At 64.5% G+C, this 19963-nt stretch carries 17 protein-coding genes; 6 read left to right on the top strand and 11 right to left on the bottom strand.

Annotated elements, in window-relative coordinates; translation table 11 throughout:
- Positions 1–51 precede the first annotated feature (51 nt).
- Positions 52–1110 carry a formylglycine-generating enzyme family protein gene (locus ATJ78_RS04915; protein ID WP_491522964.1) on the bottom strand — a complete coding sequence of 353 codons (1059 nt, stop codon included), beginning with the start codon at positions 1108–1110 and terminating at the stop codon, positions 52–54.
- A 112-nt stretch (positions 1111–1222) separates the two neighbouring features.
- Between ATJ78_RS04915 and ATJ78_RS04910 the strand changes: the two genes are divergently transcribed.
- Entirely contained in the window at positions 1223–2200 is a 978-nt protein-coding gene (locus ATJ78_RS04910) for a zinc-binding dehydrogenase (RefSeq protein WP_098406578.1), read from the top strand.
- Between the two features lie 59 nt (positions 2201–2259).
- Here ATJ78_RS04910 and ATJ78_RS04905 read toward each other — a convergent pair whose 3' ends face one another.
- From ATJ78_RS04905 to ATJ78_RS04875, 7 genes are all read right to left on the bottom strand, one after another.
- Positions 2260–3702 carry a sulfatase family protein gene (locus tag ATJ78_RS04905; protein WP_098409211.1) on the bottom strand — a complete coding sequence of 481 codons (1443 nt, stop codon included), beginning with the start codon at positions 3700–3702 and terminating at the stop codon, positions 2260–2262.
- A gap of 42 nt (positions 3703–3744) precedes the next feature.
- Entirely contained in the window at positions 3745–5238 is a 1494-nt protein-coding gene (locus ATJ78_RS04900; protein WP_281253367.1) for a sulfatase family protein, read from the bottom strand.
- Position 5239: 1 nt separating this feature from the next.
- On the bottom strand, positions 5240–6250 hold the full coding sequence (locus ATJ78_RS04895) for an aliphatic sulfonate ABC transporter substrate-binding protein (protein ID WP_098406576.1): 1011 nt from the start codon (positions 6248–6250) through the stop codon (positions 5240–5242).
- Positions 6251–6321: 71 nt separating this feature from the next.
- Positions 6322–7119: an ABC transporter ATP-binding protein gene (locus tag ATJ78_RS04890; protein WP_169923392.1), complete on the bottom strand. Its 798-nt coding sequence runs from the start codon at positions 7117–7119 to the stop codon at positions 6322–6324.
- Positions 7101–7964, bottom strand: coding sequence for an ABC transporter permease (locus ATJ78_RS04885; RefSeq protein ID WP_245836209.1), 864 nt, complete (start codon positions 7962–7964; stop codon positions 7101–7103). The genes ATJ78_RS04890 and ATJ78_RS04885 overlap by 19 nt, the downstream gene beginning before the upstream one ends.
- 49 nt (positions 7965–8013) lie before the next feature.
- Positions 8014–9246 (bottom strand): ROK family transcriptional regulator, encoded by a 1233-nt coding sequence (locus ATJ78_RS04880; RefSeq protein WP_245836208.1) that lies wholly within the window; start codon positions 9244–9246, stop codon positions 8014–8016.
- Positions 9247–9394: 148 nt separating this feature from the next.
- On the bottom strand, positions 9395–12952 hold the full coding sequence (locus tag ATJ78_RS04875; protein ID WP_098406575.1) for a family 43 glycosylhydrolase: 3558 nt from the start codon (positions 12950–12952) through the stop codon (positions 9395–9397).
- A gap of 332 nt (positions 12953–13284) precedes the next feature.
- On the opposite strand from ATJ78_RS04875, the gene ATJ78_RS04870 reads away from it, so the two are divergent.
- The 3 genes from ATJ78_RS04870 (at position 13285) to ATJ78_RS04860 (ending at position 15389) form a co-directional block, all read left to right on the top strand.
- Entirely contained in the window at positions 13285–13845 is a 561-nt protein-coding gene (locus tag ATJ78_RS04870; protein WP_098406574.1) for an OsmC family protein, read from the top strand.
- A gap of 114 nt (positions 13846–13959) precedes the next feature.
- Positions 13960–14550 (top strand): ECF RNA polymerase sigma factor SigK, encoded by a 591-nt coding sequence (gene sigK / locus ATJ78_RS04865; protein ID WP_098409207.1) that lies wholly within the window; start codon positions 13960–13962, stop codon positions 14548–14550.
- On the top strand, positions 14547–15389 hold the full coding sequence (locus ATJ78_RS04860; RefSeq protein ID WP_098406573.1) for an anti-sigma factor: 843 nt from the start codon (positions 14547–14549) through the stop codon (positions 15387–15389). Before sigK ends, ATJ78_RS04860 begins: the two co-directional genes overlap by 4 nt.
- Positions 15390–15465: 76 nt before the next feature.
- On the opposite strand, the gene ATJ78_RS04855 is transcribed toward ATJ78_RS04860, so the two are convergent.
- On the bottom strand, positions 15466–17175 hold the full coding sequence (locus ATJ78_RS04855) for a cytochrome c biogenesis protein DipZ (RefSeq protein ID WP_098406572.1): 1710 nt from the start codon (positions 17173–17175) through the stop codon (positions 15466–15468).
- Between the two features lie 157 nt (positions 17176–17332).
- On the opposite strand from ATJ78_RS04855, the gene ATJ78_RS04850 reads away from it, so the two are divergent.
- Together ATJ78_RS04850 and ATJ78_RS04845 are read left to right on the top strand one after the other, a co-directional pair.
- The gene (locus ATJ78_RS04850; protein WP_098406571.1) at positions 17333–18016 is read left to right on the top strand and encodes a fasciclin domain-containing protein; all 684 of its coding nucleotides are present in this window, start codon (positions 17333–17335) and stop codon (positions 18014–18016) included.
- A gap of 147 nt (positions 18017–18163) precedes the next feature.
- Positions 18164–18541: a DUF4190 domain-containing protein gene (locus ATJ78_RS04845; RefSeq protein WP_098406570.1), complete on the top strand. Its 378-nt coding sequence runs from the start codon at positions 18164–18166 to the stop codon at positions 18539–18541.
- On the opposite strand, the gene ATJ78_RS04840 is transcribed toward ATJ78_RS04845, so the two are convergent.
- Both ATJ78_RS04840 and ATJ78_RS04835 read right to left on the bottom strand, forming a co-directional pair.
- Positions 18535–19128 carry a GNAT family N-acetyltransferase gene (locus ATJ78_RS04840; protein WP_098406569.1) on the bottom strand — a complete coding sequence of 198 codons (594 nt, stop codon included), beginning with the start codon at positions 19126–19128 and terminating at the stop codon, positions 18535–18537. The genes ATJ78_RS04845 and ATJ78_RS04840 overlap by 7 nt on opposite strands.
- A gap of 87 nt (positions 19129–19215) precedes the next feature.
- The gene (locus tag ATJ78_RS04835) at positions 19216–19866 is read right to left on the bottom strand and encodes an IMPACT family protein (RefSeq protein WP_098406568.1); all 651 of its coding nucleotides are present in this window, start codon (positions 19864–19866) and stop codon (positions 19216–19218) included.
- Positions 19867–19963 lie beyond the last annotated feature (97 nt).

Here is a 19963-nt window from a genome sequence, read left to right as displayed (position 1 = left end):
TCCAGTGTCCCTCCTGCTCGGAGCGCATGGCAACCCTGCGTTTTCACCCGGTCACGCCGAACGCGCGCAGCGGAACCCGAGGTGCGTCGTCGCCGAGTCCTCCGTCTGCGGCGAACGTGCCGCTGGGCGGTACCGCTGGCAGTACTCGGGGGCACACAAGTGCGAGCCACCCTTCGTCACGTGGCTGATGCTCGAATCCGGGGAGGAGGTTGCCGGAACGGCACCCGTCGCCGCTGAGCGCGACGACTCGGGGCCGCATCCGCAGCCGCACCCCTGCCCGCTGTCGTCGCCCGCGGCCGTCGTCACGAGCGATCGGCCGATCGGCGCAGCAAGGCTCGCGGCGAGCGCCGCCTCGCGATGGTTGGGCGTGAATCGGCTCGACGTCCACTCCCACACATTTCCGATCATGTCGACAAGGCCGAAGTCGTTCGCGGGGAACGTGCCGACCGGCGACGTTCCCTTCCACCCGAGCGCGCCCGTGTTGTCGTACGGAAAGCTACCCTGCCAGGTATTCGCCCGCAGTTCGCCGTTTGGCGTGAGGTCGTCGCCCCACGCGAAGTCCGCGCCGTCGAGGGTGCCGCGCGCGGCGCGCTCCCACTCCTCTTCAGTCGGCAGCCGTTTGCCCGCCCAGGTGGCGTAGGCGACAGCATCCGTATAGCAGACCTGAACGACAGGGTGGTCGTCTTTGCCCTCGATCGACGAGTCAGGGCCAAATGGATGCTGCCAATCGGCACCGGTCCCCCACGACCACCACGCGCGCCAGTTGCGCAGGTCGACAGGACCTTCCGTCTCGTGAAAGACGAGGCTTCCGGGCGCACGATCCGCCTCGCTCAGCTGCGGGAACTCGGCCGCGTCGAGGCCTTTCTCAGCTACCGTGACGTAGCCGGTCGCCTCGACGAACTCACGAAACTGCCGATTCGTCACCGGGTGCCTGTCGATGGAGAAGTCGTCGACGTGCGCGGTGAAGACGGGAGCTTCTTCAGGGTAGTAGCCTTCGGATCCCATGCGGAACTCGCCCGCGGGAATCAGCACCATGTCGTCGTGCATAAAGACCTCCCGTTGCGGCACACAGCCGTGGGCTCGCGCCACCTCTAGCCTAAGCGTACGCATCATTCGCGCCTACTCTGTCGTATCGAGGTTGTGCCCTGGCTCCAGGTGTGTGCACTGTGGCAAGAGCGACGTCCGTTTCGACGTCCCAGACGATTGACCCGAAGGGAATCTCATGCGCGCTATCGTTCACCACAGCTTCGCCGAACCCGAATCGGTCCTGACCGTCGAAGAACGCACGCTCCCTGAACCGGGCGCGGGACAGGTTCGCGTGAAGACCATCCTCTCGCCGATCCACAACCACGATCTGTGGACGGTTCGCGGCACGTACGGCTTTGTGCCAGACCTTCCCGCGCAAGCGGGAACCGAGGCGGTTGGGACCGTTGAGGCCCTTGGTCACGGTGTCGAAGGTCTCGAGGTCGGGCAGCGCGTCGTCAGCGGCGGAACGTTCGGCGTGTGGGCAGAGTACTTCACGGCGAAGGCGAGCGGACTCATCCCCGTGCCCGCGGGGCTGCCAGACGAAGCCGCGGCCCAGCTCGTGGCGATGCCGCTCAGCGCGCTCAGTCTTCTGCACTCGCTTGGTCTTGACGAGGGGCAGTGGATGGCACAGAACGCGGCGAACGGCGCGGTGGGACGCCTGGTCGCGCAGCTCGCTGCTGCGCGCGGCATCGGCGTCGTCGGACTCGTCCGACGACAGGAGGCCGTTGACCAGCTGCACGATCAAGGGATCACCAACGTCATCTCGACGGCGGACGATGGATGGCAGGATCGCGTGACGACGGTCACGGGCGGAGCGCCTATCGTCGCAGGGGTCGACTCGGTCGGCGGGGCCGCTGCGAGCGACATGATCTCGCTGCTTGCCGAGAAGGGCACCCTCATCGCATTCGGCGCGATGGACTCGCCCGCGCTCGAAATCTCGTCGGGCGACCTCATTTTCAGGCAGATCACGGTGACGGGTTTCTGGGGCAGCGTCGTCAATCGCGAGATGGATGCTGCGACACGCGCCGACCTTTTCGCAGAGCTCTTGGCTCGCGTGTCGTCGGGTAAGCTCACTCTTCCTGTCGCAGCGGTGTACAGCTTCGACGACGTTCGCGAGGCCGTTGCAGCGAGTCTCGCCCCGGGCCGGGTCGGCAAGGTTCTTCTCAAGCCCTGAGCAGAGCGGGCGTGCGGCCCAGCGTGTTCGCCTCTGCAGCATCCGGAGCCGTGACGCGATCACGCAGACTCGGCGAGCCTGGAAGGCACTGGCTGCGACGGATGCGGCTCATCGCCGAGTTCTGCCTGCAGAACCCACAGTCTGGCCTTGAGGTCTTCGCGAATGTCGGCGAACGCCGGATCGTTGTAGAGGTTGCGCAGTTCCTCTGGAGCGTCGTGCAGGTCGTAGAGCTCCCATTCCGGCGGGTAGCTGCGACCGGAACTGCCCGGCAGGCCGAGGCCGTCGTTGTAGAAGTAGATGAGCTTGTAGCGGTCGGTGCGAATGCCGTAATGCGCAAACGCGTGGTGGTTGACGTCGTCGTTCTCGTAATAGCGGTAGTACATCGCGTCGCGGGTGGTTCGTGCCGGGTCCGACGTGAGTTGCGGCCAGATACTGATCCCCTGCATGCGGTCGAGGGCGTTGACCCCGGCAGCCTCGAGGATGGTCTGCGCGAAATCGACATTCGTGACGATGTGCTCAAGAGGCTCGTCGCGCTGCGGAATGCGGGACGGGCAGCTGATCAGCATTGGCATTCTGAGAGACTCGTCGTACATGAATCGCTTATCGAACCAGCCATGGTCGCCCAGAAAGAACCCCTGGTCCGAGCTGTACATGAGCAGTGTGTCGTCGAACTCGCCGCGCTCGCGCAGATCGTCGATGACGCGCCCCACGTTGTCGTCGACCGAGGCCACGCACGCCAGATAATCCTCCATGTAGCGCTGGTACTTCCACAGAGCCGCCTGCTCATACGTGAGGTCGGCCGGCGGTGTCTGCTTGAGGTCTTCGAGCGTGAGGTGGTCGGCGATGCGCATCGCTGCTCTGTGCGCCGCAGAGGTACGCGTCGAATAGTCGTCGTCGAACGTCTCGGGCACGCGAATCGGGCCAGCGTACATTCCCTTGTGCTTCTCATCGGGAATCCAGGGCCGATGCGGTGCCTTGTGGTGAATGAGCACGCACCAGGGCTCGTCACCGTCGAGCGAGTCGAGCCAGTTCAGCGCGAGGTCCGTGATCACATCCGTCGCGTACCCCTCGACGATCTCGACGCCGTCCCTCGTGAGAATCTGCGGGTCGACGTACTCCCCTTGATCCCGCAGCACCGCCCAGTAGTCGAAGCCCTGGGGGTTGTGACCGTCACCTTCGCCCATGTGCCACTTGCCGACGATCGCCGTGCGGTACCCGGCGTCGCGCAGTTGCGAGATGAACGTCGGCTGGCTCGCGTCGATGGGAGTCTCCAACGTCGTGACCCCGTTGACGTGACTGTAGGTCCCGGTCAGAATCGACGCCCGGCTCGGCGTGCACAGCGAATTCGTGCAGAAGCAGTTGTCAAGCCTGACCCCGTTCTCACCGATCTCGTCGATTCGCGGGGTGTCGTTGACAACGGAGCCGTAGGCGCCGATCGCGTGTGACGCGTGATCGTCGGTGAGGATGAAGACAATGTTGGGTCGTTTATCCCGCGTGCTCATGATCGCTCCCTGACGAGCGGATGCCGCGTGCACGGCGCTCCGCTACTGATATGCCTCGTCGTCGAACCCGCTGAGAGAAGGGTCGTAAGCCACGCCGCCGACCGGGTACATCGACGTCATCCAGTGGAAGAACTTGTCGCCGCGCTCGACGAGCAGAGCGTACAGGCGCTGCATCATCCGGTCGCGGATCTCTGCCATATCGGGAAGCTCGTAGACGTTGAGCAACTCGTCGGGATCGCGCTCAAGGTCGTAGAGCTCGTTGACCGAGTCTGGGTTGACGATGAGCTTGTGGCGATCCGTGCGCAGCATCCTCTGCGGGTACGGGAAGTGGTGCCCGTGGAACTCGCACACGATATCGTCCTGCCACTCGGTGTGCTCGCCGTTGACGAGAGGCACGAGGCTGCGCGAGTCCACGGCCGGGCTCGGGTCGAGACCCGCGATATCGAGGAACGTCGCCGTGCAGTCGAGCAGGCTGACGAACTCGTCGCGCACCTGACCAGCGGGAGCACCGGGAATGCGCACGATTCCGGGCGTGCGGTAGATGTCCTCGTACATCGCCGGGCCTTTGTCGTGAAGACGATGCGAGCCCGTGAACTCGCCATGATCGCAGCTGAAGAACACTGCTGTCTCGTCGCTGAGGCCGAGTCGGTTCATCGCGTCGACCACGCGACCGATTTCGGCGTCGATGAGCGCGACATAGCCCCAGTAGATCGCGATGAGCTTGCGGCTCGTCTCGATGGGCATGGTGTCGAACGCCCAGTGGTCGCTGTAATTCTGCTGCACCTGCGGCTTGCCCGAGAACGTCTCGGCCACCGATTTCGGCAGTTCGATGTCGTCTGCTGAGAACTTGTCGAAGTACTCGTTCGGCACGACGTAGGGCAGATGCGGACCGAAGAAGTTGAGTGCGAGGTAGAACGGCTTTCCGCTCGAGCGATAGTCGTCGGCGTACCGCTCAAGGTGCTCGATCGTGCGCGTCGCCAGGTAATGCTCGAACGTCGCCTCGACCGGCTGGTGCAGCCGAGCGGCGAGCAGGTTGCCCGGCCCGCCGTTCGGCAGCACTCCGCGAATCTGATCGCTGATTTCATAGGGAGGCAGGTCGTTCTCCTCCAGGTAGGCCAGGTAGTCCTCGTGCTCGACCGGGTTGTGCCAGCCCGCCAAGTCGGGTCCGTCGAACCCGAAGTCGGCGGCCGTGCGCTCCGTGCCCGCGTGCCACTTTCCGATGAGACCGCAGTTGTAGCCCGCCGCACGAAGGTCCGTCGAGAACGCGTACTGGTCCTCGGGCAGGTCTTCGATATAGCCGACGTTGCGCTCATGGTTCGCGAGCAGCTTGTGACGGAACGGCGCCTGCCCGGTGAGCAGACTCGCGCGGGCGGGAGTGCAGATCGCCGTTGGCGTGTACCACCGGTCGAACCGCGTTCCCGTCCGGGCGAGCTCATCGAGCACCGGAGTCTCCGCGAGCTGATTCCCATACGCCCCGAGCGTGTCCGCTCGGTGCTGATCGGTCATCACGAAGAGGATGTTCCTGGCCTGGGACAACTTATTTGCCTGCTTTCAGAAAGAGATCACCTGTGTAGTACTCCGAGGGCTCAACCGGCTCCGGGAGTTTTCCGGCCTCGACGAAGTAGTTGTTCATACTCTCGAGCCACTCGTTCACCGTGCCGTCCTTCGTGAGCTTGTCGATCTCGTCGAGGCCGAGGATCTGAACGTTTCCGGCATCCGCCTTCACCTGCTCTGGGTCCAGAGCCGAGAACTCAGCGGTCAGCTGAATCGACTCATCGACGTTCTTGGCGCGGTAATCGATCGCCTCGCGCAGCACTCCGAGCACGCGTTCGAGCTTCTCGGGCTCGTTCTCAACGAGGTCGTTTCCCGCGACGAATGCTGTGGGGAAGGCCACGGTGTCTTCGAAGTCCTTGTTCTCGGCGAGCTCGATAAGACCCGGCACCTGCTCCTTGACGGTCGCGAGCGCCGGGTACCAGAACCCCGCCCCGTCGACCTTCTTCGATGCCAGCGCCGACACGATCGCCGCCGGCTCCATGTTGACGACCTTGATGTCGTCCTTCGTCATGCCGGCTTCTTCAAGCGCAAGTGTGAGGATCATGTCTCCGGAGGTCCCTTCCGGCACGGCAACCGTCTTGCCGCGAAGGTCCTCCATCGATTCGATGCCTGGCTGCGCGACGACACGGTCGGCCTGCCCGAGGGTATTCATTGACACGAGTTTCGCCTGGCCGGATGCTGGCAGCCAGAACGCTCCTGGTCCGATGTACCCGAAGTCGAGGTCGCCGGTGCCGAGGGCCTGAATCTGAAGCGGACCGTTCGTGAACGACGTCGTGGTGATGTTCACGCCGTGCTTCTCCCAGAGACCCTGGTCTTCGGCGATCGCGAGAAGGCTCGTTCCGTTGTAGTCGGCGATGTACCCGAAGTTCACATCGACCGGTTTCAGCTCGTTGCCGTTCTCGTCTGTGGCCGCCTCGCCCGAGCATCCGGCGAGGGTGAGGGCCACCGCGACGCCTGCGGCGACAGTGCCGAGCATCTTTTTGGTGATTGACATGGTGCAGTTCCCTTTCATGGGGTTGTGATCGCCCGGCTTCGGGCGATGGGAGTGCCGGTGCTGTTACCGGACTATTGGTGGTACACCGCGTGCCACACGCGATTGCGCAGCTCGGCGAACTCCGGACTCAGCCGGACGTCTTCAGTGCGGGGGTAGGGCAGGCCCACGTCGATGACCTCGTGGATCCGACCGGGTCGCGCCGCCATGACGACGACGCGATTCGCGAGAAACACAGCCTCGTCTACGTCGTGCGTAATGAACATCACGGTGCGCTTCTCTCGATTCCACGTGTCGAGCAGCTGCTCCTGCAGCTTCACTCGGGTCAGAGCGTCGAGGGCTCCGAATGGCTCGTCCATCAGAAGGATCGACGGGTTGACGGCATACGCTCGAGCGATGGCGCAGCGCTGCTTCATACCGCCCGAGAGCATCTTCGGCAGCGCATCCGCGAATTGCCCGAGCCCGACCATCTCAATGAAATGCTCGGCGCGCTCTCGGCGTTCGCCTGCCGCGATGCCGGCGACCTTGAGCCCGAACTCCACGTTCTTGCGCACGGTCAGCCAGGGAAAGAGGGCGTACTGCTGAAAGATCACACCGCGCTCCGGCCCTGGGCCCGAGACATCTTTTCCGTCGACGATCGCGCGACCCGAGGTGGCGGTCTCGAGGCCCGCGAGAATGTTCATGAGCGTCGACTTACCGCATCCGGAGGGGCCGACCACGGTGACGAACTCGTTGTCGCCGATGTCGAGGTTCACCTTCTCGAGAGCGACGAACTCCTCATTCTTCAACTGGAAGGTCTTGCGGACGTCTTGGACCGAGATCTTGGTCGTTGTCGTGGCTGCGTTCATGGTGTTCAGATCCGTTCCTGCCATCCGGTGAGCTTCGATTCTGCGAAGAGCAGCAGCCTGTCCATCACGAGCCCGAGAATGCCGATCGCCACGATGCCGACGAAGATCGTGGCGAGATCGTAATAGAGCTGAGCCTGCTGCATCCGGTGGCCGAGCCCGGCCTGCGCGGCGAGCAGCTCAGCTGCGACGAGCGTCGCCCATGACGAGCCGAGGCCGGTGCGCATGCCGACGAGAATGAAGGGCGTGGATGCTGGCACGACGACGCGCACGAAGATCGTGCCGTCCTTCGCTCCCAGCACTCTCGCCGCATTGATGAGGGTGCGATCCACGCTCACCACACCCTGGTACGTGGAGATCACGCAGACGAGGAACGCCGCGAGAAAGATCACGAAGATCTTCGGCACCTCACCGATGCCCAGCAGAACAAGCACAAGGGGCAGCAGCGCGAGCGGCGGAATCGTGCGAAAGAACTGGATCCACGGTTCGAAGAGTCCACGCGCAACGGTGTACCAGCCCATAACGAAGCCAACGGGGATCGCGAGGGCGGAACCGACCAGGAAGCCGGTGAGGACTCGACCGAGGCTGGCCAGCAGGTCCTGCTGCAGAAGGCCGGACTTCCACAGCTGCACGGCCTTCTCGATGACCTCTGGCGGAGTCGGGAACTGGAATCCGGCCAGCGAGAGCGTCCACCAGATCCCGATGCCTCCGACGACCGAGATCACGTTCAACGTGAGCAGCTTGGCGCGTTTTGTCATCTTCTTCTTGCGCGGCGGCTCACCGGGAGCGCCACCCGGCACCGCCATGGCGACTGTCGCGGAACCGCCAGCGGCCGTTGGCCCCAGGCGCCGCTTCTCTGCGGGATTCGTCATGTCGGCTACTCGTTCCATGGTGCTGAGATCTTTGTTCGGGTGCGGGAGGTCATTGCGCGCTCCTTTGCGGCTGGTCGTGGTCACCGGAAGCCGAGGGCTCGGGGTATCCGGCGAGAAGCGGAGATTGGTGGAAGATCGCGGCGATGGCACCGAGCGCGCCGTCGCTGTCGTCTAACTGAGCGGCTCTGACAACGAGCGGCTCGTCGGTGGGGATCGGGTAGAGCTCGTAGCGGATTGTGGAAGCGGCTTGCTCGACGAGCACGGGCGCGATACGCACGATCTCGCCGCCGAGTACGATCTCGCGAGGGTTGAGGGTCATGGCAGCCGCGCCGAGAACACGCCCGATCGCCGTGCCGACGTCGCGTAGTACGACGTCGACGGCTGGATTGCTCTTGGCGACTTCGAGGCCGAGATCGGCGATCGTCTCGACAGAGACGCCTCGATCGCGGCACGCCGCGAGGATGGCGGGGGCCGATGCCACCGTCTCGAGGCAGCCTCGCTTGCCGCAGCGGCACATCGATCCGTTGGGGTCGACCATGATGTGCCCGAGCTCGCCCGCGAAGCCTTTGGTTCCCGTGACAAGTCGGCCCGACACGACGAGCCCTCCTCCGACACCGTCAGAAAGCCGAAGGTAGACGAGGTTATCGACGACGTCCGGACGGTTGCTTGCTTCGGCGAGCGCGGCGAGTCGCGTGTTGTTGTCGACGAACACGGGTGCGTCGAACCGCTCCTCGAACGCCGCGTCGACGCCGTGCGGCATGAGCTGGTTCTTCCAGCTGACGGCCGGTGAGACGCTGCTGGTGCCGGTGTATGGCCCGGGAACGCCGATTCCCACGGCCTGCAGAGCGCCGTAGTGCACACCGGTCTCCTGGCTGAGCCGTTCAACCAGCTTAAAGGCGATTGCGAGCCGCTCGTCCCACGGGGTTCCGTTCGCGTATTCCTCGAGGCCAGAGGCGATGACGTTGTGAGAGGCGTCAGCGACGGCGATGTGCACGCGGCGGTGGCCGAAGTCGACGCCGATCACCTGGCCAGCCCCGGGGTCGAGCGCCAGACGCTCGGCAGGGCGTCCGCTGCCCTCACGCACGGCTGCATCCGTGTCGGCAACGACGATGGCGCCTCGCTGCAACAGGCTCGCGGTGATCTCCGAGAGAGTCGTGCGTGACAGACCGACTTTCGCAGCGAGCTCACCGCGGCTGAGGGCACCATGGGCGCGCAGGGCTGAGAGAACCCGCTCCTCGTGCGTCCGTCGCACCAGGGCGCGAACGCCATTCGTCATTGACATACGAGCTAGATTCCCAGCATCGCATTTTTCCGTCAACTATCCGGCAAAAAACTTTTCGAATTAATTCTGCCGCCGTCAGAAGTAAAGTTTCGGGCGACGAGAAGCGGGTGTCCACCGTCTGCGAACACCCGCTTCTCTGAGGCACGACCTAGCTCTGAGGTCGCTCCACGGTGAGGAGGCCGCCGAACGGACCGGACTGCTCCAGCCGCACGACGCCCGCGACGGCGGCATCGCCGATGCGATCCGGCTGCGCCCAGTACCCGTGCGCCGGGTTGCGGAAGAACGTCATCCAGACAGTGCCCTCCTCGTCGACGAACATATTGTTGTGCCCTGCTCCGACGCCCGCGGTGTACCGCAGCGAGTACGGCCCCTCGAATGAGTCCGCGACGGCAACAATCGCGTCGTACTGATACTTCTGGCCGCTGCCCGGAAGGTACGAGCAGACAGCATCCTCCCCCGTACCCGATCGGAACGACCACGCCGCGTGCATGAGGTAATACTTATCGCCGACCTTCGTCACCGACGCACCCTCGAGGTAGGGCTCTGGTTCGTATGCCCGCTGCTGAAACTCGGGCAGATTCGTCGGGTGCTCGAGGTTCTCCATGTCGGGAGTCAGTTTCGAGTACAGATCGTTGTGCAGAACGAGATATGTGTCGTCACCTTCATGGAACAGCCCGCCGTCAATGTGGTAATACTGCGGATTCGAGGCGCGAACGGGGTCGCCGAGCGGATGCTCGATGCTCGCCTCGATGTTGCGATACGGTCCCTCAGGCCCGCCCTCGCTCACGAGCATGAACGACCCGGTGAGTGTTGACTGGTCTCCCATCGTCGCGACGATGTACCACTTTCCGTCGATGTACTGCACCTCGGGAGCCCACGCGTTGCCCGCACGCTTTTCGGGGTCGTCAGGATGCTGGTATGCCTGCCAGTCGGCGACGACGACGCGGCCCGCAGAGTTCTCGTCGACGAACTCGGGCGACCAGACCTTTCCCTTCTGCTCGTCTGGGCGGATGCCGGTGGTATCGACGAGCGTCCACGGGCCATCGAGCGCCGGCGCTGTCCACATATAGATTCCGTCGTTCCACGGTGCGGCCTTGTCGAGCTCGGCCGGCTTCGTCGTTCCGGTCGCGACATACATGGTCTCGCCGTCGACCTCGAATCGGTTGACGTAGGTGTCGCGCATCCACACGCGCCCGAGCTCTTCGTCCTGCGGGCGCAGCTCGAGGTCGAGCACCATCGAGTTGTCGTCACGCGGCATGAGCTCTGACCGGTCATCGGCCGCGCCGTACGGCATGGGTTGCGGCCAGCTCTCCGGATACTCGGATGCCTCGCCGCCCATGTCATATGTGTGCACGTAGTCCATGCTCGCTGTTGCTCCCTTCGCGTTCATTGAGATGAGGCCGATGCGAAGATTGCCGAGCGTCTCGAGCGACCACACGCCACCCCACTGCCACGTTTCCCCGTCAGTACTCGACGCCATACGTACGTCGTATTCCTCGCCCGCATCGTCGCGCTGCACGTACAGCTTCAACCACGTCGTCTCTGCGGGCGCAGCACCGAACATCGGCCCGTTCGCAACATCAGTAGGCGGCGTCGTGGTTGGCCGCTGACCCTCTTTGCCGAACTCGGTCTGGTGCGCCACTTTGCCCACGCGGTTGAGCCCGATCACCGTGTGCGTGAGCTTGAGATAGCTGTCGTCGTGCTCGTACAGCACGAGCCCGGCCTGCTGAGCGGCGCGTGTTCCATTGAATGTGACCTTGGTTTCGACCATGTAGTCGGTCGACGGAGCATCGCGCACGAGAACGGGCGCCGAGTTCGTGCCGCGGAACAGTTCGGTCCCGTCCGTCGGCCACGTGAGCGAACCGTCAGAACTCGAAGCACCCTCGGGACGCCCTCTGACCCAGCTCCACTCATCGTCTGCGACGGCAGGATCTCCGGCAGCGTCGAAGTCGTCGGAGTACTCCGGCAGCAGGTCACCCGGTTGCGGGTCGGCCACGCGCTCGGTGACCGGCGTGAACAGCTCAGCCGCGCTGATGTTGTCGCCGTCGACGGTCGCGCCGGCGGCGGCGAAGCCGACTGACCCGTGGGAACTCGCCTGCTTCGGCGCCGTCACCTCGACGACGGCGAGCGGTTCGCCGAGTCCATCGGACGCGACCTCCGCCACGACCGTAGAGCCTCGCCATTCGACAGACACCACGTGCCACGTGGCGGCGTCGAAGTCGTCGGGCAGCGCCGCCGCTTCGGTTGCCACGTGGCTGCCGTGAACGATCTCAAGGCGCAGTTCGCCCTCCTCCGCGTCGATCCAGGCCGTCGTTCCGTTCTGGCCGCGAGCGCCCAGCACGATTCCGCCGGCGCCCGCAGACGCACCAGCATCCGTCGGCGTGAAGCGAACATCAGCTTGCACCCGCACGTCACCGGAGACTTTCGAGTGGCTCGTGAGCGTCGCGGCTCCCGTCATCGCGCTCGATCCTCTTCCCTCCGCTGTCATGCGGACGTGCTTTCCCGCATCGCTGTCCGTCGCGATGTCAACGCTGCTTCGGCCGCGCTTCTTCCAGGATCGCAATGAGCCGTCGGCGAAGTCGCTGCCGATCGCGGGCGTCGTCACCGGAGCGGCCTCTTCGCCCGAGGACGGTCCCTGGCCAGCACGCACGACCGGCCAGCCGTCGATCCAGTCGAGCCTGTCGATCATGAGAGGCCTCTTGGACAGGTGAAGATTGCCGACAGGAGGAAAGTCGGGATCCGCTTCGGGGATGGCGTGGTACACGAGCCAGTCCTGCCCGGCAAGGTCGGTCTGGATCGTGTTGTGCCCCGGGCCGGCAAATCCGTTGCCGTTCGAAGTGAGAACGAAGCCGGCATTACTGCTTGTCGCCATGAGATCGACCCCCGCGTCATCGACGAAGGGCCCGCGCGGGCTGTCGGAGCGGCCGACCTTCACCGTGTATCCGCTGAACGACCCGTCGCAGCATCCGCCGTCTGAATACATGAGGTAATACATGTCGTCGTGCTTGACGACGATGCCGCCCTCCATGCGCCGCCCTTGCGCGACCTGCGTCACCTCGCCAGTGAGCGCCGTCGCGTCTTCGTTGAGAGCCGAGACGCACAGCACGTCGTAGCTGCCCCAGTAGATGTAGTGCGTACCGTCTGTGTCGGTGAACAGCGACTGATCAATGTTGCCGGTGGGGCAGCCCTCGACGTCGCCGTCGATGAGCAGCCCGTGGTCTGTCCACGGCCCGGTCGGTGACTCAGCCGTCAGCAGCGCGACACCGCCGTTCGACAGTGAGTAGGTCAGGTGATATTCGCCGTCGAGGTAGCGAATGTCCGGAGCCCACGGGCGAGTACCGTTTGACCAGTAGTCGGGCCTGGCAGCATCCACCGCGTAGACATCTCCCACGTGCTCCCACGTGACCATGTCGGTCGATCGCAGGATCGGGAGAATGCGCTCGCCGTCTTCACCCGAGCTGTTGAAGATCGGGTTCGTCGTGCCGTATGCGTACCACGCGCCGTCCTTGCCACGAATCATCGTGGGGTCGGGAAAAGAATCGACGACCCCCTCGCTGACTGGGTTGGTGTACGTGGTTGCGACCTTCTTCGCAGCGGGGGCCGGATGCTGGTCGGCTGACGCTGCCCCAGGCGGAACCGCTCCGCCGATGAATGCGGCGGTCGCGACAACCGCCGCGACTCGCACCGCCAATGATTTCCAACGCATCGTGGCGTTCTCCTTCTTCGTTGAAGTCGCTGCGCGGGCATGCGCAGCATCGTCGGCACGCGCGACTTCGCGGCACGACTGAGAGATCGGGGCGTGTCATTCGGCGATACCGATCGCTTGCGTCAATCGGCCGCCCGGTGTCCCCATTCGGTGGTTGTCATCATCGAAGCGAAGTGTCATTTTTCCGTCAAGACTTCGGCAGAAAGAACCCGTGAATCGTCCGTGAACCACCTTTTCTGTTCGGTTTCGCCAGCCGTATTACGGTGCATGACGGCGGAGTATTGGCGGCTCGTCGCGGCATTCGTAGCCTGAGCGCAACGAAAGGACACGCCATGACCCTCACCGACACTGCTGCACCAGCATCCATTCCCGCCGTCTCCGCCGAGGAGCGTGCCGAGCGCCTCACATCCGCGGGCACCGCATGGAGCGAGCGCATTCAGAACGCACCGTCGAGCGCCAACCTCACCTACACCGTCACGGGAGAGGGCACCGGGTCGGTGGCATCGACGATCACCGCAGGCAAGCACACATTCACGGTCGACGAACCAGCCGCACTCGCGGGAGACGACATCGCCGCGAGCCCCGTCGAGTTCGCACTCGGCGCCCTCATCTCCTGTCAGATCGTCGTCTACCGCCTCTACGCACAGAACCTCGGCATTCAGGTCGACGACATCCGAGCGACAGCCGAAGGCAACCTCAACGTCAAGGGACTCTTCGGCGTCGATGCCGCCGTGCGCCCCGGTTTCAACGACGTTCGGCTGACCATCACCGTGACGGGCCCTGAGACGCAGGAGCGCTACGACGAACTGCACGCGGCCGTCGACGCGCACTGCCCCGTGCTCGATCTGTTCGCCAACGCCACCCCCGTGACCGTCGACGTCGTCAAAGGCTGAGCCAATCCGTCAGGGGTTCGGCAACGAATCCCTGACGTGATCACACTTGCCGAGCCCGTGACGCATAGCGTCACCACACATGCACTGCGCGCCGCGCGTGCAATACTGGCACCTGTGACAGCGGAGACCGGAGCACCTCGAGTATCGAGAGATGAGCCTCCTCACGACGTCACCGTGCTCTTGTCGGCGGTCGCAACTGGTGATCAACAGGCGTTCGGCGATCTCTACGACGCTGTCGCTGCGCGCGTGCACGGCCTTGTGCGCCGAGTTCTCGTCGACGACGCGCAGTCCGAAGAAGTGACGCAAGAGGTATTTCTCGAACTCTGGCAGTCCGCACCGCGTTTCGATTCGTCACGCGGCAGCGCGCTTGGCTGGATCTTCACTCTCGCGCATCGACGCGCCGTCGACCGTGTTCGCTCGGCCCAGTCGAGCCGAGAGCGCGATGAGCGAATCGCCAAGCGCGACGTCGACATCGCGTACGACCCCGTCGCCGAAGAGGGCGATGCGCGCGTCGAGAGCCAGCGCGTGCATCGCGCGATTATGCAGCTGTCAGACTCCCAGCGCGAGGCGATAACGTTGGCCTACTACGGCGGGTTCTCGCAAAGCGAGATCGCAGAGCGCCTCAACGCTCCGATCGGAACCGTGAAGACTCGCCTCCGAGACGGAATGATCAGACTTCGAGATCTGCTGGGGGTGACATCATGACGCACGACAAGGATGCTGACGCGGCAGCCGCGCACGCCCTCGACGCCCTGCCAAACGACGAGCGTACCCAGCACGAGCGCGCCCTCGAGCACGACGCCGAGCTGCAGGCCGAGCAGGCAAGCTTCGACGCCGTGGCGCGCGAGCTTGGCCAGGCGACGACGCCGGTCACTCCGCCCTCCGACATGAAGTCGCGCCTCATGGCGTCCATTGCCGATCTGCCGCAGCAGACGCCAGCAGCTTCCGTTGACACTCCGGCGGACGCCGAGACCGATGAGCCCGCGCAGGAGCGCACGCCACAGCACGACAGTCACACGGACGCTGTCGCGCGCACGACTCTTCCGACGCGCGCAGAGCAGCGCGCCCAGAGGCGCTGGTACACGAGGCCTGCTGCGATCGCGGTGGCTGCTGTCGCAGCATCCGCCCTGATTTTCGCCGGAGGCGCCACGGTCGGATCCCTCGTCACCGGGAACTCGGTGACTGCTCAATCCGAGGCTGCCGACAAACTCGCGGCGATCAACGCCGCCGACGATGTGCAGCGCACAAGCATCGAGGCAGACGGCACGACGGCGACTGTCGTGTGGTCGGCGGCCCTCGAGCTGTCTGCGGTCGTCATGGACGGCCTGCCCGACGCACCCGAGGGCAAGGTCTACGAGGCGTGGTACATCGACGACGCCGGAGCCGTGCCTGCCGGAACCTTCGCCGCCGACGCACACGACACGACGTGGCACGTTCTCGACGGGGAGTTCGCTCCGGGAACCGTGATCGGCATCACGATCGAGCCCGAGGGCGGTTCAGAGCAGCCCACGAGCGATCCGATCATGGTCTTCGAGACGGCGTAAACCAGAAGCAGCCGAGACCGCGACGCGCACGAGCGCGGGAGCAGATGCTCCCGCGCTCGTGCCGGTTCCGACACTGCTATCCGAACGTGAATGAATAGGCGTCGACACCCGCGCTGACCGTCACCGTCAGGGTGCCCGCGCCCTCATGGTCGGTCACCAGCTCGTATGCACGCGGAACACCCGAGACCGAGATGCTGTCTGTCGTTCCATCGGAATGCTTCACGGTCACCGTTCCGCTTCCCGAGAGCACCATCTTCACGGTGGATGCTGTGTATTCGAGCCGGATCCTCGCCTGCTCGTCGCGTGGAGAGATGGACTTCGTATCGAGGGCCCATGCGCCGTCGAGCGCGAATGAGTCGCTCGGCTGGTCGTCGGGTAAGGAGAAGTCCGTGGTCTTCGCGGAGTACGCTTCGTCGCCCGCGAAGTTCACTTGCTTCGTCGTGCCGAGGAAAGTCTCGGGCGTCTGCGATCCGTCGGGCGTCGTATCGGCGACGTCCGTCGGCTCCGGCAGATCGACATCGGGGGTCGCGTCTGTGAGCAGCTGTCGAATGAGCTTCTCGGTTGTGTCGTAGCCGCCCTCACCGAACTTGATGTGCCGCACAGTGCCTTCAGCATCGATGAGGTAGTGCGCCGGCCAGTAGCGGTTACGGTAGTTCGTCCACGTCGAAAGCGAGTTGTCGATCGCAACCGGGTATCCGATGCCGAGCTTCTCGGCACCGGCCTTCACGTTGCCGATGTCTTTCTCGAACGCGTACTCGGGTGAGTGCACGCCGATGACCGTGAGCCCGGCATCTTTGTATGCGTCGTACCACGCGGTCACGTGCGGAATGGAACGCTGGCAGTTGATGCACGAGTACGCCCAGAAGTCGATGAGCACGACGCGGCCGCGCAGCTCGTCGAGCGAGAGCGGCTGATTCCCATCGGTGTTGAACCACTCGGTGATTCCGGTGAGGCTCGGCGCGGTACCGCACGACTCCAGCTCGTCAGCGCCGTTCGTGCACTCGTCGAGGTGCTTGTTCTCGTCGTTGACGAGGCCGCCGAGGTTGAGCGCTTCGCTCACCTCGTCGGACTGCGCGAACTGGTCTTGAAGCGTGGCCGTGTAGTCGGGAACCAGACGCTGGAGCTGAGCGGGAACATCGAAGACGAGACCGACGGCGAGCGCGATCATGAGGGCTCCGCCAGTGATGCGGATGCCGCGCTGGCGCGACCGGAACGCCTTGATTCGCTCGGCGACACCACGTCCGGCGAGCGCGAAGATCAGAAGCGGGATTGCCGCGCCGATGCCGAACGACAGCGTGAGCGCGACGGTGTCCCAGCCGACGCGTCCCGTCGCCCCCGCGACCGTAATCGCGGCGAGCACCGGGCCCGCGCACGGAACATAGACAGCTCCGAGAGCCAGACCGAGCCCAAAGCCACCGCGGTCGGTGCCGACAGCCTTTTGCGGAATGCGTGAGAAGGGCTTCTCGAGAAGGTGCTGGAACGCCGGAACCATGAGCCCGACCCCGATGAGCACGAGCACGACGATGCCCGCCCACCGCAGCACGTCTTGCGGAAGCCCGAGCAGCGAGAGCAGCAGCGAGCCGACAAGCGTCACAAGACTGAAGCTCACGACGAGACCGAGAATCACGACGAACGGCCGCCAGCGCGACGGCGCCTTCGCAGCATCCTCTCCCCTCCCCGACTGCATACCACCCGAGAAGAAGACGACGGGCAGCACGGGGAGAATGCACGGTGAGATTCCCGTGACGAGACCTCCGAGAAACCCGATGAGAATGATCGACAGCACGGTGTCCTCCTGACGCGTTTGGAGGAGTTCGGAGCGTAAGGCGCATCTGATTGGTCAGCACCGGTTGCGAAAAACTTCCAATCCGCTCCCGGCGGGGTTCCGAACCCCGTATGTAACCAGCCGCTCCAGACCGGCAGCGGCAGACAAAGGAGTGATCATGCGCACCACATCACGAAAAGCACTCGCTGCACTCGCGCTCGCGGCTGCGGCAACGCTGACGTTCGCGGGCTGCTCAAGCAGCAGTGACATGTCGGGTGACGACGAGTCGAGTCAGAGCCAGTCTTCGCCGCAGGAGAGCGAGTCGAGCGAATCGAACGAGTCGATGGCGGATCCTGCCGCAGATCTCGTCGGCCCCGGTTGCTCCGCGTACGCCGAAGAAGTCCCCGACGGCCCGGGGTCGATCGAGGGCATGTCGTCGGATCCCGTCGCGGTTGCGGCATCCAACAACCCCATGCTGACCACGCTCGTGTCGGCTGTCTCCGGTGAGCTGAACCCCGACGTGAACCTCGTCGACACGCTCAACGGCGACGAGTTCACCGTGTTCGCACCTGTCGATGACGCGTTCTCGAAGATCGATGCCGAAACCCTCGAGATGCTGAAGACCCCCGAGGGAGCAGAGACGCTCACGAGCATCCTGACCTACCACGTGGTTCCTGGCCAGATCGCGCCTGACGCGATCGCTGGCGAGCACGAGACCGTGCAGGGCGAGACCGTCGAGGTCACCGGAAGCGGCGACGATCTCATGGTCGGTGACGCGAGCGTCATCTGCGGTGGCGTGCACACGGCGAACGCAACCGTGTACCTCATCGACTCGGTGCTGATGCCGCCGTCGATGGGCTAATCACCACGCACACGGCTACGAATGGATGATCGTCTTTCGTCAGCCGCCGATCGGGCGAAGGAACTCAGGTTCCTTCGCCCGATCTCTGTGCCCCCAGTACGGGGATCAGAACGGATGCCGCGCCGCGCGCTCCTCTAATCTTGACGTATGAGCTTCGCACCGCAGGGCCAGCCGTACCAGCAGCAGCCGTACTCGCCCTACCCGCAGTACACGCCGCAGCCATCGAACGGCATGGCCGTGACGTCGATGATTCTCGGCATTGTCGGTATCGTGATCGGCATCTGGACTCCGATTCCGTTTCTGGGACTCTTCGCCGCGATCTTCGGCTTTGTGCCAGCCGGACTCGGCGTCGTCTTCGGGCACATCGGTCTCTCGCGAGCGAAGCAGCTGAACGGCATCGGGCGAGGTCAGGCGATTGCGGGGCTCGCCACCGGATATGTGACCGTCGCGTTGATCGTGCTGGTCACGCTCTTCTGGCTCATCGCCATGATGACGTCGGCGATTGCGGATCCGTACTACTACTGAGGGTCAGTCGTGGCGGTGCGCTCGGCCCACTCGTCGGCGAGCAGCGCGTATTCGAAGCCGTCGAGCCAGCCGAGCGTGCGGTGAAGGCTTTCGCGCACCGTGTGGTTCTCTCGACGCATGTGCAGCCGCTCCATCAGCCGCCACGACGGCTCATTGTCGGCGAAGCATCCTGCTGTCACCCGGCGCAGCCCGAGATCGGTAAAGCAGATGCGCAGCACCTCGGTCATCGCCTCGAGTGCGAAACCCCGCCCCTGCGCGCTCGGCGCAAGGCACCAGCCCAGTTCAGCCTGCACGTTCTGCGCGCGCTCCCGCACCTCGTCTTGCGCCCAGCCGTCCGCGATCGCGACCATGATGTCGCCGATGATCGCACCGTCGCGTTCGATCACGAGCTTGCCGTCAAGCTTGGCCGGCTCACAGAATCGGCTTCGGAATGCATCGGCATCGAGACCGTCTGACGGCATCCACATGCTGACGTCCGAATGCTGTCGATAGCTGCGCACCGCTTCTGTGTCGGCCTCCGTCGCCTTGCGAAGCGTCAACCGCTCGGTGCGCACGGGAAGCGCCGTGTTCGCGAACGTCTCTGTCATGAACCCTCCTCCGCCGCGGCCGATGCGTGACGCGCAGACGTCACACGATCGGGCTTCCTCGCACATTCTGCCACCGGCCGGGCGACGCTACCGAACGTCGATGATGCGCTGTTCGCCCTCGACAGGGACGATCGCGCCAGCCGAAGTCGCCGCGACGTCTGCCCGCAGCAGCTCAAGCTGCTCAGGCGGAACCCAGAGTTCAAATGCGACCGTGCCACCGTACGTCGGGTCGCCGAATCGTGCTCCGTGCTGCGCGGCCCACTCGCGCATCACGTTGTCAATGCGTCCCGCGTCGGCGTGCGCCACCTCGAGCGTCACCCGGGTCAGCGACTCTCTGCGCAGCAGCACGGCCCGATCGAGCGCTTCGGATACCGCGCTCGAGTACGCGCGGATCAGCCCTCCCGCGCCGAGTTTGACGCCGCCGAAGTATCTCGCGACAACGGCGACCAGGTCGGTCAGCTCGCGGCGACGAAGAACCTCGAGCATCGGCACGCCCGCGGTGCCCGACGGCTCCCCGTCGTCGGACGAACGCGCCTGGTCGCCGAGCAGTCCCGTGACCATCGCAACGCAGTTGTGCCGAGCATCCCAGTGCTGCTTCTTGATGCCCGCGATGACCTCATCCGCAGCATCGGGCGACGCAGCGGGAGCGACGTGGGCAATGAACCGCGACTTCTTGATGACGATCTCGTTCACGACCGGTGCGGCGATCGTCGACGGATAACAACGTGCGGTGTTCATCGCGCCCAGCCTATCCAGGTGTGCGCACACGAACTCGCCACGTCTCGACGCGTGCCAGCGGGCTGTTGCCGAAAAGCGGTGTTATTGCGGGTGCGAG

It is taken from the genome of Paramicrobacterium agarici (assembly GCF_002563955.1).
GTDB classification, from domain to species: Bacteria; Actinomycetota; Actinomycetes; order Actinomycetales; family Microbacteriaceae; genus Paramicrobacterium; species Paramicrobacterium agarici.
This window is presented reverse-complemented; position numbering and strand designations above follow the sequence as displayed.